This is a genomic window from Amycolatopsis sp. DSM 110486, assembly GCF_019468465.1.
GTDB lineage: Bacteria > Actinomycetota > Actinomycetes > Mycobacteriales > Pseudonocardiaceae > Amycolatopsis.
This window is the reverse complement of the sequence record NZ_CP080519.1, coordinates 5,079,215-5,092,169: the sequence shown is the minus strand read 5'-3', so window position 1 is coordinate 5,092,169 and position 12,955 is coordinate 5,079,215. Positions and strand designations below refer to the sequence as shown.

The window sequence follows — 12,955 nt, the reverse complement described above, 5'->3', positions numbered from 1 at the left end:
GTTGGCGGTAGTGTCTGGTATCCAAGACACAGCGAGGTTGGAGCTTCGCTGCCTGGCACGAGTGTCCCGCTCGTGCACCTGTGGCGGAAGGAGCGAGGTGAGCAGTTCGGACGTTCCCGCCCTGCGCAACGGCCTTGCCGTGCTGCGGTTGCTCGCGGGCCACGCCGGTCCGGTGTCCGCGGCGACCGTCGCCCGGGACCTGTATCTGCCCCGTTCGACGACGTACCACCTGCTCAACGAGCTCGTCGCCGCCGGTTTCGTCGCTCACCTGCCGGCCGAACGCCGCTACGGCCTCGGGATCGCCGCGTTCGAGCTCGGGTCGGCGTACCTGCGCCACGACCCGCTCGAACGGCTGGCCGCGCCCCTGCTGCGCAAGCTCGTGGACCGCGTCGGCCACAGCGCGCACCTGGGTGTGCTGCACGGGAACGAGTCGCTGTACCTGATCAAGGAGCGACCGGCGCGGCCGGAAACCCTGGTCACCGACGTCGGTGTGCGGCTGCCTGGGCAGCTCACGGCGTCGGGCCGGGCGATCCTGAACCACCTGCCGGCCGCCCACGTCCGCGCGCTGTTCCCGATGGCGGCTTCGTTCGTGCTCCGGACCCGGCGTGGACCGGATTCGCTGGCCGCCCTGCGCCGGACGTTGGCCGCGGAACGACGGCTCGGGTGGGCGGTCGAGGACGGTCACGTGACGGCCGGGTTCGCTTCCGTCGCGGCGCCCGTGTTCGACCACGGGGCGCGGCCGATGGCGTCGATTTCGGTGACGCTGCGGCATCTTTGCCCCGACGACGGGCCGTGCGGCGAGACTTTTCCGGAGTTCGCGGCGGCGGTTGCCGAGACGGCCGCGGAGCTGACGAGCCGGATCGGGGGCACGACGCCGCAGTGAAAAGGCCCGCTTCGCCACTCGTGGAATCCAAAGCGTGGAATCCAAGGAGCGGCGAAGCGGGCCTTTCGACAGACGAATCAGCGGTGCGAAGAGACCACCATTGCCGAGGTGCCACCCCGGCGGACGGGTTCACCGGCCGCGAGGATCTTGCCGCCCGGCTTGAACTCCAGCCCGGCCGCGACACCGATGGAGCTGACCTGGCTGAAGCTCTGCCCCAGCGCTTCGAGCCCCTTCGTGGTGGGCAACGCGAGGAACGCCGGCTCCGCGTCCGACGTCTTCGCGTTGCGCTGCGACGCACGCGGCGCGGCGATCGCGTCCGGCAGGCTCATGCCGAGGTCGAGGCGGTTGACCAGGACCTGCAGCACCGTCGTGATGATCGTGGCGCCGCCCGGGGAACCGACGGCGAGCACGGGCTTGCCGTCCTTGAGCACGATCGTCGGGGACATGCTGGACCGCGGGCGCTTGCCGGCGGCCGGCAGGTTGGGGTCGGCCGCGGCGCCCTGGGTGGGCGTGAAGTTGAAGTCCGTGAGCTCGTTGTTGAGCAGGAAGCCGCGGCCCGAGACGGTCATGCCGCTGCCGGCGAGCTGCTCGATCGTGTTGGTGTAAGAGACGACGTTGCCCCACTTGTCGCTGACGACGAAGTGGTTGGTGTGCTGCTCGTTGCTGTCGGACGAAGCGGCGGGCGCGGTGGTGCAGCCGCCCTTGTGGGAGTACGGGTCACCGGGCGCGACGGGGCTCTGACCGGCCTTGTCCGGGTCGATCTGGCAGGCGCGCGTGGCCGCGAACTGCTTCGACAGGAGCTGCTGCTGCGGGACCTTCACGTACCGGGAGTCGCCGATGTAGCGGTTGCGGTCGGCGAACGCGAGGCGGCTGGCCTCCAGGTAGTGGTGCAGCGCCTGCGTGCGGTCCATCTTGGACAGGTCGTAGTTGCCGAGGATGTTGAGCGACTCCCCGACGGTGATGCCGCCGCTGGAGGACGGGGCCATGCCGTAGACGTCGTAGCCGCGGTAGTTCACGCGCGTCGGCGAACCGTCGAGTGCGCGGTAATCGCGCAGGTCCGACAGCTGCATCGGGCCGGACATCGGCTTGATCGGCGCGCCCTTGGCGAGCGGCGGGTTCTGGACGGTCTTGACGAGGTCGCGGCCGACGGAACCGCCGTAGAACGCGCCGATGCCCTGGCGGCCGATCTGGCGGTAGGTGTCGGCGAGGTCCGGGTTGCGGAACACGGAGCCGACCTTCGGCACGTCGCCGCCCGGCAGGAACAGCGCGGCGCTGGGCGCGAAGTGCGACAGCTTGTCCTTGAGCGAGGCCGTCTCGGAGGCGAACTCGGGGTTCACCACGAAGCCGTGTTCCGCGACCTGAACGGCGGGCTTGAGGTTGTCGGCGAGGCTGAACTTGCCCCAGCGCTGCAGCGCGCGCTGCCACGTGGCCAGCATGCCGGGCACGCCCACGGACCGGCCGCTCTCGACGGCGGTCTCGAAGTCGTAGGCCTTGCCGGTGGCCGGGTCGACGAACATGTCGGACCCGTCGGCGGCCGGCGTGGTCTCACGGCCGTCGATGGTGGACACGCGCTTGGTCTTGGCGTCGTAGTAGACGAAGTAGCCGCCACCACCGGGCCCGGCGACGTACGGATCGGTCACCCCGAGCGTCGACGCCACGGCGACCGCGGCGTCGGCCGCCGTGCCCCCCTTGCGCAACACGTCGATGCCCGCCTGGGTGGACTCGACGGTGTCCGAGACGACCGCCCCGCCGTACCCCTCGGCGACCGTCTGCTTGCCCCCTTGCTGCGCTTGGGCCGCGGGCACCGCAGTCCCCACGGCGACCCCCGCAGCCAGCAGAACGATGAGTGTTCGACGACGGCGCATGGCACTCCCTTTCTCAGACCACCCAGGGCCTTCCGGGACTCCCGACGAGGTACGGACCACACCACGCCCTCGCCGGTGAGCTTCGTGGTCGGAGGTTTACCACCCGTTGGGGTTCGACAGGAAGCTGACTTGAGGCGGATTTAGGGTGGTTGCTCCGTACGCCCACTCTGGCGCCCTTCACCCGCAGCACGACCACATCCCCGAAACTGACAGCAAGTCCCCACGCTCACCACCCGCACCCGACAACGCACGCCCCTCACCACGAGAGGAGTCCCCCACCTCGCCACCGCCACCCGGCAACGCCACCCAACCCACCACGATGGGGTCCGCCACCTCGCCACCGCCACCCGGCAACGCACGCCACTCACCACGATGGGGGTCCGGGGGCCCGCCCCCGGGCGGGGTCTGGGGGTCGCACCCCCAGAAAAACACTCCGACACAAGAAAACCGGCTCACGCTCCCAGTGAGCATGAGCCGGCCATTCTTGTGGAGGTGCCGGGAATTGAACCCGGGTCCTCTAGCGTCTTGACAGGGCTTCTCCGTGTGCAGTCCACTCTGTCTCTACTTGGCCCCTTCAGTCACGTGAACAAGCTGAAGTGACGAGCCCAGCCACTGTTTGCTTCCCAACCAGGCCCCGTGACCGGGACTGGCGGTGAGCCTCCTAGCTGATGCCGGCTACCGGGTCGGAGGCGATCCCGGGCCGACAGACTCACTCTGCTACTTAGGCAGCAAGAGCGAAGTCGCGCTGGCTATTGGCCTTGGCGCTTATTGGTTTGCGATGACGCTTGCGGTGGTCTCTCGCCTGCACCGACACGCTTCCCCTGACTCAACGTCCAGAGTCGAAACCGTTCACCCCCTTGTAGGTGCTACATAACCTGACCATCATAACGCGTGCGGCAACCTGGTTGATTCCCGGAGGCGCGAGGAGGCACAGGGGGCGGGGTGGGGCTGGCCCTACCCGGAACATGCCCGCGCGCCCCATTCAGGCGAGAGCCTTCCGAAGCGATGCTGAGCAGGTCGTTCGCTTGGAGAAGGAGCCCCGCCATGGTCACCGTGTCCGCCGCGAGGAGGCGCCACCCGCCGTTGGGTCGGGCGCTGGCGTTTCTGCTGCTCAACCTGCCCTTGGGCATCGTCTCGTTCACCCTCATCACGGTGCTGCTCTCGGCCGGCGCCGGGACGCTCGTCGTGTGGCTGGGGGTGCCGTTGCTGGGGCTGCTCGTCCTCCTGGCCCGCGGGGCCGGCCGGATGGAGCGGGCGCGGGTGTTTTCGCTGCTCGACACGTACGTGGACAGCCCGTACCTGCCGCTGCCGCCGACCGGGCAGCGCGCTCGCTGGACCACGCGGCTGAAGGACGGCGCCACGTGGCGGGACCTGTCGTACTTCTTCCTGCTCTTCCCTGTCGGTCTCGTCGAGTTCGTGCTGGTCGTGACGTTCTGGGCGACGAGCCTGGGCCTGGTCGCGCTGCCGATCTACTACCGCTTCCTGCCCGAGGGCGCCTGGTACTTCCCGGGATACGATGTGCGGTGGCTCACCGTCGACTCGACGGTGAGCGCGCTGCCCTGGGCGGCGCTGGGGGTGCTGTTCGCCGCCCTGTCCGTGGCGCTGACCAGGGGCCTGGCGGCACTGCACGGCGGGCTCGCCGTGGCTCTGCTGCGGCCGACCGTGTCCCAGCGCCGGCGCATGGAGCGCTCGTGGCAGGAACTCGACGAGACGAGCACGGTGACCGGATGACCACGGAGCAGCAGCTGCCGGAGCATCCCCGGCCGAACCCCGCGCGCACGATCGTCTACATGATCACGAGCTTCGTGTTCCGCCTGGTCCAGTTCGTGCTCATCGTGGTGGGCGCGACGGTGGGCGTCGGCACGGTCGTGGTCTGGGTCGGGTTCCCGATCCTGCTCGCGACCACGGCGTTCGTCCGCTGGTCGGGCGACGCGGAGCGCCGGTGGGCGCACACGATGCTGCGGACGCCACTCACCAAGGTCGAGCGGTTGCCGCTCGAGGGCCAGTCGATGACGCGCCGCTGGCTCACCCGCCTCACCGACCCGACGACGTGGCGTGACCTCACGTACCTGATGATCGCGTTCCCCCTGGCCTGCGTGGAGCTGCCGGTGGCGATCGCGTCGATCGTGCTGCTGCCGATGGCGATCTGGGTGACGCCGTGGCTGGGCTGGCTCCACGGCAACCTCGCCCTGTCCCTCCTGGGCCCGAATCGCACGAAGAAGCTCGAGGAAAAGGCCGAGCACCTGCAGGCCTCCCGAGCCCGTGGCGTCGACGCGGCCGAGGCCGAGCGGCGACGCATCGAGCGCGACCTGCACGACGGCGCGCAGCAGCGGCTCGTCGCCGTCGCCATGAGCCTCGGGCGCGCGAAGTCGAAGTTCGACAACGACCCCGCCGCCGTGCGCGACCTCATCGACGAGGCCCACGCCGACGCCAAGCTCGCCGTCTCCGAGCTACGCGACCTCGCCCGCGGCATCTATCCCGCCGTGCTCGGCGACCGCGGCCTCGACGCCGCGCTTTCGGCCCAGGCCGCGAAGTCGCCGATCCCGGTCGACGTGAGCGTGGACGTCGAGCCCCGCCCGCCGGCCGCGGTGGAGACCACCGCGTACTTCATCGTCGGCGAGACGCTCACCAACATCGCCAAGCACTCCGGCGCCACCGAGGCGGTCGTGAAGGTGTGGCGCAGCGAGACGCACGTGATCGTCGAGATCACCGACAACGGGCACGGCGGCGCCGAGGTGCGTCCCGGCGGCGGGCTCGCGGGCCTGGCCGACCGCGCCGCGACCATCGACGGCGTGATCACCGTGGTCAGCCCCGTCGGCGGACCGACCGTGATCCGGGCGGACCTGCCGTGCCAATGGTGACCCGCTCGTGAGTGAATAGCCCCGGAGCTTTTCTCTCACGAGCCTGGGGGCCTGATGCGAGTAGTGATCGCCGAAGACGCCGTGCTGCTGCGGGCGGGGGTCACGCGCCTGCTCGCCGACGAGGGCATCGAGACCGTCGCCGCCGTCGACAACGGTGACGACCTGCTCGGCGCGGTCACCGAACACCGGCCCGACCTGGCGATCGTCGACGTGCGTATGCCGCCGACGTTCACCGACGAAGGCCTGCGCGCGGCCCTCGCCGCGCGCAGCGCCGTGCCCGGCTTGCCCGTGCTGGTGCTTTCGCAGTACGTCGAGGAGAGCTACGCGGTGGAACTGCTCTCCGGCGGCGCCGGCGGGGTCGGTTACCTGCTCAAGGAACGCGTCGCCGACGTCGCCGACTTCCTCGACGCCGTGCGCCGCGTCGCAGGAGGCGGCACCGCGATCGATCCGGACGTGATCGCGCAGCTGATGGCCCGCGGGCGCCGCAACCCGCTCGACGCGCTCACCGCGCGCGAATCGGAAGTGCTGGGCCTGATGGCGCAAGGGTTGTCGAACACGGCGATCGCCAACCGGCTGGTGGTGTCGCACGGTGCCGTCGAAAAGCACATCGGCAACATCTTCTCCAAGCTCGGTCTCGAAGCCAGCTCGGAAGAACACCGGCGGGTGCGAGCGGTCCTGACGTACCTGGGCCGCTGACGGCCGTCACCCGTATTGGCGGCAGCACGCGCGTGAGGGCCTCGCTTACCATGGACCAATGTCTGGTGAGGAGTTCCCGGTGACCGACCGCAGCGTCCGCTTCTTCGGCGGTCCGCTCGACGGCCGTGTCCAGGAGCTCACCGACGAGGAACCGGTCCCCGGCACGATCGTGCGCCACATCCACCTCCACGGCGGCCCGAAGATCGAGACGCTGTACGAGCTCGGCATGACCGACCACGGCTGGGAGTACCGCGTGAGCGCCACAAGGCACTCTGAACCCGAGCACTCGGAACCCTCGCACTCCGAACCGGAGCCCGACGGCCTGAGGTAGGGACAACCCCCGTATCGACCACGGGCTGGCCGGAGGTCGAACTCGGCGGCTCACCCCGCTGTTCGAAAGGCCCGCAGCGACCAGCCTTAGAGGCATGACGACGAGCCTGCTGCGGGTCAGCACACCGGTCGCTCCCGGCGGCCGCGACAAGTTCCTCGACGTGGTGCGGGCAGGCGCGATCCTGGCCGTGATCACGCAGCACTGGGTGATGCCGGTGCTTTCCTACTCCGACGGCACGCTGGTGACGGGCAACGCGCTCGCGACGCCCGGCTGGTGGGCTATTACCTGGCTGTCGCAAGTGATGCCGTTGGTCTTCTTCGCCGGCGGCGCGGCGAACCTGATCTCCTTGCGCCGCGCGGAATCCTCCCGCGCGTGGCTCGCCGCGCGCGTCCGAAGGCTGCTGGTGCCGGTGCTTCCGCTGCTGGCCGTGTGGCTCGTGGTGCCGGATCTGCTGCAGGGCATGGGAATTCCGGCGCAGCCGCTGCAGGTGGCGAGCTCGATCGCCGCGCAGCTGCTGTGGTTCCTGTCCGTCTACCTGCTCACGGTGCTGCTCACGCCGCTGATGGTCGCGGCGCACCGCCGCTGGGGCCTGTGGGTGCCGCTGGCGATGGCCGTGGCGGGTGCGCTCGTCGACGTCGCGCGGTTCGCTGACCTCGGCCTGATCGGGTACGTCAACGCGGTGTTCGTGTGGGTGGCCGTGCACCAGCTCGGTTTCGCTTACGTGGAAGGCCGGCTCGGTGAGCTGACCCGCCGTGGTGCGCTCGCGTTGTCAGCCGCCGGTTTCGGGGTCACGGCGCTGCTGGTCGCGTTCGGTCCGTACCCGGCCAGCATGATCGGCATGCCGGGCGCGCCGGTGTCGAACATGAGCCCGCCCACCGTGTTGCTGCTGTTCCTGGCCGTGGGTCAGCTCGGTCTGCTGCTGGCGTTCCGCCCGCAACTGGTCGCGCTGGCCGCCCGGCCTGGTGTCGGCACCGCGCTGAGCTGGATCGGCGCACGGTTCATGAGCGTGTACCTCTGGCACATGCCGGCCCTGATCGTCGTCTCCGGCGTGACGGTGCTCGGCCTCGGGTACGCGACACCGGCCCCCGGTTCGGCGCTGTGGCTCGTGATGGCGCCGGCCTGGTTCGCGTTGTGCGCAGCTGTGCTGCTCGTGCTGCTGCGGTTGTTCTCCCGCTTCGAAACGCAGCGCGACGACGTGGTGATCACCGCTCGGACGCCACAGCTGGTGCTGGCCGGGCTGCTCGCGTCCGGTGGCCTGCTCGGGCTCGCCGCGCACGGGTTCCAGCCGCTGAGCGAAGGCTTCGCCCACGGCCCGATCCCCTGGGTCGTGCTGCTCGCCGCCGGGTTCGCGCTGGCCGGCCGTCAGGTGTCGCTGACGCCGCTGCTCGGCCGGGCCGTCGCGATCACGGAGGCGGCGAAGATCAAACGCTGAGCAGCTTCGCGGGAGTGTCGTGCAGCACGGCCCGCAGGAACGGCTCACCCAGGCGATCGTCGGCCGCCCAGCCGGCGATCGCCTGCAGCTGCGTGGCGTAGGAGTACGGGATGTTCGGGAAGTCCGTGCCCAGCACCACGCGGTCGGCGAACTCGACGAGCCGGTCGGTCCAGTCGGGCGGCAGCGGCGACATCTTCTGCGCGAACGGCACGCCGACCATCGTGGTGTCGATGTGCACGCGCGGGAAGCGCGCCATCAGCTCGAACGCGCTGGTGAACTCGGGCATCGCCGCGTGGGCCAGCACGGCCGTGAGGTTCGGGTGCCGTTCGAGGACCTCGGCGAACACGTTCAGGCCCGTGAAGTCGCCGCGCAGCGGCCCATGTCCACAGTGGACGACGACGGGCACGCCCGCGTCGGCCAGCGAACCCCACACCGGCTTCAGCAGGTCGTCTCGCGGGTCGTATTTGCCGACCTGCACGTGGGCCTTGAAGCATCGCGCGCCGGCCCGCAGGGAGGCGTCCACTGAGGACGCGGCGGCCGGCTCGGGGTAGAACGTGCCCGTGGGCACCGCTTCGGGCACCTGCTCGGCGAACTCCAGCACCCACGACGTGAGCCACTCCGCCATCCCCGGCTTGTGCGGGTAGACCAGGGGCGCGAACTGCGTCACGCCCAGCTCGCGCAGCGTCTGCACGCGCTCTTGCTCCGCCGTTCGGTAGTGCACCGGCCATTCGGTGCCGTAGTGCGCCTGCGCGTGGTCGAAGTAGGCCCAGACCTTGTCCATCACGGACTTCGGCAGGAAGTGCACGTGGATGTCGACGAGTCCGTCGAGGCCGAGGGCAGCGGTCCACCGAGCGACATCGGCGTCCGAGGTGGGACCGAGCGTCACTCCGTGAACCGGCCCTTCAGCGCGCGGCCCATGGCCTTGCTGATGTCGCGCTCGGCGTCGCGTTTGGCCAGCGTCTGGCGCTTGTCGTAGGCCTTCTTGCCCTTGGCCAGCGCGATCTCGACCTTGACCTTGCCGTCCTTGAAGTACATCGACAGCGGCACCAGCGAGAGGCCGCTCTCCTTCGTCTTGCCGATCAGCTTCTCGATCTCGCCGCGGTGCAGCAGCAGCTTGCGCGTGCGCCGCGGCGTGTGGTTGGTCCAGGTGCCCTGCGTGTACTCCGGGATGTGCACGTTGCGCAGCCACACCTCACCGTCGTCGACGGTCGCGAACGCGTCGGCGAGCGAGGCCTTGCCCTCCCGAAGGCTCTTCACCTCCGTGCCCTGGAGCACCAGTCCCGCTTCGTAGGTGTCCAGGATGGAGTAGTCGTGCCGAGCCTTGCGGTTCGACGCGATGACCTTCTGTCCACGTTCCTTGGGCATGATGTCAACTCTACGTGGTTTTCCCCGCGGGAGCCGACAGGGTTTCCCCGCGCTGCTCCCCTGGTCAGGACACCGCGCTGAGCCACCGATCCGGCGTGCGCTACCCCGCTCGCAACGTCCTGCGCGGCGCCCTGCCCGACAAGCGCGTGCGGCCGGGCGAACGGCTGCCCGTGCTGCCGGTGGCGGGCGAGCCGGGCCAGGAGACCCGCGTGGGCGGCCGGACGTGGACGCCGGTCTCCGCGGACGGCTTCACCGTGCTGCTGTGGCCGGGCACCCGCGTCTCCCCGGCGTGGCGGGCTCTGGCGCGGCGCGTCGGCGACCAGGTGCGCCACGCGTTCGTCGTCGAGCCGCGGTACGGGGAAGGCCCGCTGGCCGACGCGCTGGGCCCGAAGCCGGTGGTCGCCGTCGTCCGCCCCGACGGTCACCTGCACGCGCTGCCGGCACCGTCCCAGGTGGACGAATTGGACGCCGTGGCCTGAAAACGACAACGCCGCGTGGGCTGGACCGAAATCCTGCCCACGCGGCGTCGAGGCGAAACTAGTGGCGGACGTACAGGCGGAGCGTGACGTACCCGGTGATCGCCGAGATCACGACCGACACGGCCAGCAGCATCGGCGCCACGGGGAACAGCAGCTCCAGCGTGGTGATCTGCGGGAAGACCTCACCCGTGAGCACGGAGTCGAGGAACGTGAGCTTGGCAGCCAGCAGGAACAGGATGCCGAGCACGGCACCGACCACGCCGGCGACCACCGCCTCCAGGAGGAACGGTAGCTGTGTGTACCACCGGGTCGCGCCGACCAGCCGCATGATGCCGACCTCCGTGCGCCGGGTGAACGCCGACACCTGGATGGTGTTCGCGATCAGCAGCAGCGCCGCGATGGCCATGATGAGCGCGATCCCGAACGCGATGTTGCGGATGCCGTTGAACACGTTGAACACGCGGTCGAGGAACTTCTTCTGGTCGTCGACCTTGCGCACGCCGGGCTTGCCCGAGTACTCCGCGATGATCGCGGCGCTGCGGTCCGGGTCCTTCAGCTTCACCTGCAGCGACGCCGGCAGCGCCTCCGGTCCGGTGAGCTCCAGCAGCTCGGGCTGGCTCGCGAAGATCTTCTTGAACCGGTCGTAGGCCTGGTCGCGGTTCTCGTACACCACGGACTCGACGCCGGGGTTGTTCTGCAGCGACTCGCGCAGCCCGCTGCACAGCGGCTGCGAGCAGTTCTTGTCGTTGGCGCTGATGTCCTCGACCAGACTGACCTGGACCTCGACCTCGGCGAGGAAGTTCGCCTTCATCTTGTCGATCGTCCGCACGGCCAGGAGGCCACCGCCGAGCATGGCGAGGGAGACCGCCGTGGTGAGGATCATCGCGATGGTCATCGTGACGTTCCGGCGCAAACCGGTGAGGACCTCGCTGAAGACGAAACTGGCACGCATCGCAGGTGTCTGTCCCTTGTTGGGTCGGGGCTGTCGGGGAAGGCGGGCGGCGGGTCGCTCAGCGACCGATGCCGTACACCCCGCGGGCGTCGTCGCGGATCACGCGGCCGAGCTGCAGCTCGACGACCCGGCGGCGCATCGAGTCCACGATGGAGTGGTCGTGGGTGGCCATCAGCACGGTCGTGCCCGTGCGGTTGATGCGCTCCAGCAGCAGCATGATGTCCTGGCTCGTGTCGGGGTCCAGGTTCCCGGTCGGCTCGTCGGCCAGCAGCACCAGCGGCCGGTTCACGAACGCGCGCGCGATCGCCACGCGCTGCTGCTCGCCACCGGATAGCTCGTTGGGCAGGCGGTCGGCCTTGCCCTCCAAGCCCACGAGCTCCAGCACCTCCGGCACGACCTTCTTGATGGTCAGGCGCGGCTTGCCGATCACCTCGAGCGCGAACGCGACGTTCTCGGCCACGGTCTTGTTGGCCAGCAGGCGGAAGTCCTGGAAGACGCAGCCGATCGTCTGGCGCAGGCGGGGGACCCTGCGCCGCGCGAGCTTGGCGACGTCGAAGTTGGACACCATCACGCGGCCCTTGCTCGGGACCTCTTCGCGCAGCAACAGGCGCAGGAACGTCGACTTCCCGGAACCCGAAGGGCCGATGAGGAAGACGAACTCACCCTTGTCGATCTCGACCGACACCCGTTCGAGGGCAGGACGGGTCGAGGTCTTGTAGACCTTGGAAACCTCTTCGAGCCGGATCACGGTTCGGCATACTACCCATGGGCCTCGTTAAGCCCGGGTTGCCCGTGCCCCCGAAACGAGCAAGGGACCCCCGCCGTCGCCAAGCGTGGCGTTTGCCGCGCCGGACGGTAGCTGAAGTCCCTTGCCCCGGAATCGGTTCCGGGTGTCGACAGTGGATCCCTGCCGCCTGTTTTCGATCAGGCGACAGTGGACTCACGCAGCCGGTGGTTACGCGACCGCGGCCTGCTTACGCCAGCGGATGCCCGCCTCGAGGAAGCCGTCGATCTCGCCGTCGAGCACAGCGCTCGGGTTGCCGACCTCGAAGTCGGTGCGCAGGTCCTTGACCATCTGGTACGGGTGCAGCACGTAAGAGCGCATCTGGTTGCCCCAGCTGGAGCCGCCGTCCTTGAGGGCGTCCATTTCGGCCCGCTCCTCTTCCTTCTTGCGCAGCATCAGGCGGGCCTGCAGGACCTTCAGCGCCGCGGCCTTGTTCTGCAGCTGCGACTTCTCGTTCTGGCAGGAGACGACGATGCCGGTCGGCAGGTGCGTGATGCGCACCGCGGAGTCGGTGGTGTTCACGCTCTGTCCACCGGGGCCCGACGAGCGGTACACGTCGACGCGGATGTCCTTTTCCGCGATGTCGACGTGGTCGACCTCCTCGACCTCCGGCAGCACCTCGACGTGGGCGAAGGATGTCTGGCGGCGGCTCTGGTTGTCGAACGGCGAGATCCGCACCAGGCGGTGCGTGCCCTGCTCGACCGAGAGGGTGCCGTAGACGTAGGGGGCGCTCACCTTGAACGTCGCCGACTTGATGCCCGCCTCTTCGGCGTAGGAGATGTCGTAGACGTCGGTGGGGTAGCCGTGGCGCTCGGCCCAGCGCAGGTACATGCGCAGCAGCATCTCGGCCCAGTCGGCCGCGTCGACGCCGCCGGCCTCCGCGCGGATGGTGACGACGGCGTTGCGGTCGTCGTACTCACCGGACAGCAGTGTGCGGACCTCGAGCGCGTCGACGTCCTTGCCGAGGTCGGTGAGCTCGCCTTCCGCCTCGTGCATGCTGCCGGCGTCGCCCTCGGCCTCGGCCAGCTCGTAGAGCACGCCCAGGTCGTCGAGGCGCGAACGCAGGTCGGAGACGCGGCGCAGCTCGCTCTGGCGGTGCGAGAGCTGGCTGGTGACCTTCTGCGCCTCCTCCGGGTTGTCCCAGAGGGTGGGGCTGGAGGCCTGGCTCTCGAGCTCCGCGACCTGCGCACGCAGCGCATCGAGGTCCATCACCGACTCGATCTGCGTCAGCTTGCCGGTCAGGTCCTTGAGGGCCGCATCGAACTCATCACTCACGTTTACCAAGGTTACGGCAAAACCCACGACCG

General features: G+C 69.4%; 13 protein-coding genes and 1 other RNA gene. 7 read left to right on the top strand and 7 right to left on the bottom strand.

Annotation, left to right across the window (positions count from 1 at the left end):
- Nucleotides 1-97 precede the first annotated feature (97 nt).
- Nucleotides 98-883, top strand: coding sequence for an IclR family transcriptional regulator (locus K1T34_RS24850; protein WP_220246584.1), 786 nt, complete (start codon nucleotides 98-100; stop codon nucleotides 881-883).
- A gap of 77 nt (nucleotides 884-960) precedes the next feature.
- On the opposite strand, the gene ggt is transcribed toward K1T34_RS24850, so the two are convergent.
- Together ggt and ssrA are read right to left on the bottom strand one after the other, a co-directional pair.
- On the bottom strand, nucleotides 961-2,748 hold the full coding sequence (gene ggt, locus K1T34_RS24845; RefSeq protein WP_220246583.1) for a gamma-glutamyltransferase: 1,788 nt from the start codon (nucleotides 2,746-2,748) through the stop codon (nucleotides 961-963).
- 484 nt (nucleotides 2,749-3,232) lie between these two features.
- Nucleotides 3,233-3,605: a transfer-messenger RNA gene (gene ssrA, locus K1T34_RS24840) on the bottom strand.
- Nucleotides 3,606-3,792: 187 nt separating this feature from the next.
- Between ssrA and K1T34_RS24835 the strand changes: the two genes are divergently transcribed.
- The 5 genes from K1T34_RS24835 (at nucleotide 3,793) to K1T34_RS24815 (ending at nucleotide 8,068) form a co-directional block, all read left to right on the top strand.
- Entirely contained in the window at nucleotides 3,793-4,479 is a 687-nt protein-coding gene (locus K1T34_RS24835; RefSeq protein WP_220246582.1) for a sensor domain-containing protein, read from the top strand.
- On the top strand, nucleotides 4,476-5,609 hold the full coding sequence (locus K1T34_RS24830) for a sensor histidine kinase (protein WP_220246581.1): 1,134 nt from the start codon (nucleotides 4,476-4,478) through the stop codon (nucleotides 5,607-5,609). The genes K1T34_RS24835 and K1T34_RS24830 overlap by 4 nt, the downstream gene beginning before the upstream one ends.
- A 54-nt stretch (nucleotides 5,610-5,663) precedes the next feature.
- The gene (locus tag K1T34_RS24825; protein ID WP_220246580.1) at nucleotides 5,664-6,305 is read left to right on the top strand and encodes a response regulator transcription factor; all 642 of its coding nucleotides are present in this window, start codon (nucleotides 5,664-5,666) and stop codon (nucleotides 6,303-6,305) included.
- Nucleotides 6,306-6,384: 79 nt separating this feature from the next.
- The gene (locus K1T34_RS24820; RefSeq protein WP_220247394.1) at nucleotides 6,385-6,636 is read left to right on the top strand and encodes a hypothetical protein; all 252 of its coding nucleotides are present in this window, start codon (nucleotides 6,385-6,387) and stop codon (nucleotides 6,634-6,636) included.
- 94 nt (nucleotides 6,637-6,730) lie between these two features.
- Nucleotides 6,731-8,068, top strand: coding sequence for an acyltransferase (locus K1T34_RS24815; RefSeq protein WP_220246579.1), 1,338 nt, complete (start codon nucleotides 6,731-6,733; stop codon nucleotides 8,066-8,068).
- Here K1T34_RS24815 and K1T34_RS24810 read toward each other — a convergent pair.
- Nucleotides 8,058-8,954, bottom strand: a complete 897-nt coding sequence (locus K1T34_RS24810; protein WP_220246578.1) for an amidohydrolase family protein — start codon at nucleotides 8,952-8,954, stop codon at nucleotides 8,058-8,060. The genes K1T34_RS24815 and K1T34_RS24810 overlap by 11 nt on opposite strands.
- Nucleotides 8,951-9,433 (bottom strand): SsrA-binding protein SmpB, encoded by a 483-nt coding sequence (gene smpB, locus K1T34_RS24805; protein WP_220246577.1) that lies wholly within the window; start codon nucleotides 9,431-9,433, stop codon nucleotides 8,951-8,953. The genes K1T34_RS24810 and smpB overlap by 4 nt, the downstream gene beginning before the upstream one ends.
- Nucleotides 9,434-9,528: 95 nt before the next feature.
- On the opposite strand from smpB, the gene K1T34_RS24800 reads away from it, so the two are divergent.
- Entirely contained in the window at nucleotides 9,529-9,912 is a 384-nt protein-coding gene (locus tag K1T34_RS24800; RefSeq protein WP_220246576.1) for a hypothetical protein, read from the top strand.
- A 58-nt stretch (nucleotides 9,913-9,970) separates the two neighbouring features.
- Here the strand turns inward: K1T34_RS24800 and ftsX are convergent, their stop codons facing one another.
- From ftsX to prfB, 3 genes are all read right to left on the bottom strand, one after another.
- Nucleotides 9,971-10,864, bottom strand: a complete 894-nt coding sequence (ftsX, locus tag K1T34_RS24795) for a permease-like cell division protein FtsX (RefSeq protein WP_220246575.1) — start codon at nucleotides 10,862-10,864, stop codon at nucleotides 9,971-9,973.
- Nucleotides 10,865-10,922: 58 nt separating this feature from the next.
- Nucleotides 10,923-11,612 carry a cell division ATP-binding protein FtsE gene (ftsE, locus tag K1T34_RS24790; protein ID WP_220246574.1) on the bottom strand — a complete coding sequence of 230 codons (690 nt, stop codon included), beginning with the start codon at nucleotides 11,610-11,612 and terminating at the stop codon, nucleotides 10,923-10,925.
- Nucleotides 11,613-11,819: 207 nt separating this feature from the next.
- Nucleotides 11,820-12,923 (bottom strand): peptide chain release factor 2, encoded by a 1,104-nt coding sequence (gene prfB / locus K1T34_RS24785; protein WP_220246573.1) that lies wholly within the window; start codon nucleotides 12,921-12,923, stop codon nucleotides 11,820-11,822.
- Nucleotides 12,924-12,955 lie beyond the last annotated feature (32 nt).

Coding starts and splice junctions, on each gene's coding strand:
- ggt (WP_220246583.1), bottom strand. CDS start 2,748: ATGCGCCGTCGTCGAACACTCATCGTTCTGCTGGCTGCGGGGGTCGCC.
- K1T34_RS24835 (WP_220246582.1), top strand. CDS start 3,793: ATGGTCACCGTGTCCGCCGCGAGGAGGCGCCACCCGCCGTTGGGTCGG.
- K1T34_RS24830 (WP_220246581.1), top strand. CDS start 4,476: ATGACCACGGAGCAGCAGCTGCCGGAGCATCCCCGGCCGAACCCCGCG.
- K1T34_RS24825 (WP_220246580.1), top strand. CDS start 5,664: ATGCGAGTAGTGATCGCCGAAGACGCCGTGCTGCTGCGGGCGGGGGTC.
- K1T34_RS24815 (WP_220246579.1), top strand. CDS start 6,731: ATGACGACGAGCCTGCTGCGGGTCAGCACACCGGTCGCTCCCGGCGGC.
- smpB (WP_220246577.1), bottom strand. CDS start 9,433: ATGCCCAAGGAACGTGGACAGAAGGTCATCGCGTCGAACCGCAAGGCT.
- ftsX (WP_220246575.1), bottom strand. CDS start 10,864: ATGCGTGCCAGTTTCGTCTTCAGCGAGGTCCTCACCGGTTTGCGCCGG.